Annotated in this window: 1 protein-coding gene; it reads right to left on the bottom strand. The window is 68.4% G+C overall.

Annotated elements, in window-relative coordinates; genetic code table 11:
* Nucleotides 1-451, bottom strand: a 451-nt coding sequence (locus tag G4D86_RS51655) for a transposase zinc-binding domain-containing protein (RefSeq protein ID WP_205520436.1), incomplete at its 3' end; no start/stop codon positions are given.
* Between the last annotated feature and the right edge of the window lie 802 nt (nt 452-1,253).

Below are 1,253 nucleotides of genomic sequence, written 5' to 3'. Positions count from 1 at the left end.
GGAAGACGGTGAGGACATCCGACAGCAGCCCGCTGTCCTTCAACAGCGCCCAGCGCACCCGGTGCGGGAAGGACAGCGTCCACTGACGGTAGGGCACGTGTGGCAGCACCCGCTCCACCAGGTGCACCGCCGTCACATGCGCCCGCTTCGCGTTGCAGGACGGGCACACCCCTCGTCCCTTGCACGAGAAGGCGACGAGAAGCTCGTCCTTGCAACTCTCGCAGCGCACCCGCGCGAACCCGTGCGCCAGCACTCCGCACTCCAGGTACCTGGCGAAGTCCCGCTCCACGTACCGGGGCAGGCCGCGCCTCACCTCGCTCGCCTCCGCCAGCAATGTGGCGAGGTTGTCCCTCACCACCTCGTACAGCACCGTCCCCTCCGGCTGCCTCCGCCGGTACGCCCCCCCGCGCTCCTCCACCTGCCCATCCCCAGCCACATCTCGCCAGAGCACACGCTACCGATGGGCTCCCACGAACCTCCCTGGAGCACCGTGCGCCCCTGGTTCTGTCTCCAGAATGTCTCCAAAGCTGGAGGGTACTCCGGGCGACAGGCGGGACTGGCGAGGACTGCCCCGTGGACTCGAAGTGCCCGGATTCACTCAACGTATAGGCGGAATTGGCGGCCACTTTCACCTCGGCGTCCGGTAGCCCCTCTGTGAGCCCCCCTCGGACGCTGGCGGGCCGTGGCCCTCGAGGGGTGCGCGGCCCCCCGCCGCCTGCCTGCGCGCGCACTGCTTGCGTGTCGGGCGGCCTGTGTGGCCCAGCCGGTGGCGCTGAAACCGAGGTGTCGGGGGGCCTGTGCCCTTCAGTGCAGCCACTCCCCTTGGTGCGGGCCACGTGCAGATGCCAGGGGCAAGGGGAGGGTGGGCAACCCCAGGTGCCTCAACACCTCCTTGACGCCGGGGCCTTTGAGCACCGCCACTCCCCTCCGGCTCCCGCCGCAGCCAGGACAGGTGAAGACGTCGAAGTCGAAAGTGATGTCGCTTGACGATTTGAATCAGGCGGCCAACGCGGGCGCGGCGTTCGCGATCTCGCCGGGTGCAACGCGGAAGACGGGCCTGCGGGGGTGCTAGAAAGGAGAGGGCTGCACCCTCCTTGCCCCCGGTGGTCCATGTCGCGTGTGTTTCCTTTTTTTCTACACCGGCAAATATGGCCTGAGCTCCTCTTCGATGCCTCTGAGGTAGGCGTCCGGGTCGGCGCGGAAGCGTCGGCCCATGATGCGAGGGACGCGCCGCGCTTCAAGCTGGGCGCGTA

Source organism: Pyxidicoccus caerfyrddinensis (assembly GCF_010894405.1).
Classification (GTDB): Bacteria; Myxococcota; Myxococcia; order Myxococcales; family Myxococcaceae; genus Myxococcus; species Myxococcus caerfyrddinensis.
Note: the sequence above shows the minus strand (reverse complement) of the source record. Positions and strands in the feature narration are given on the sequence as shown.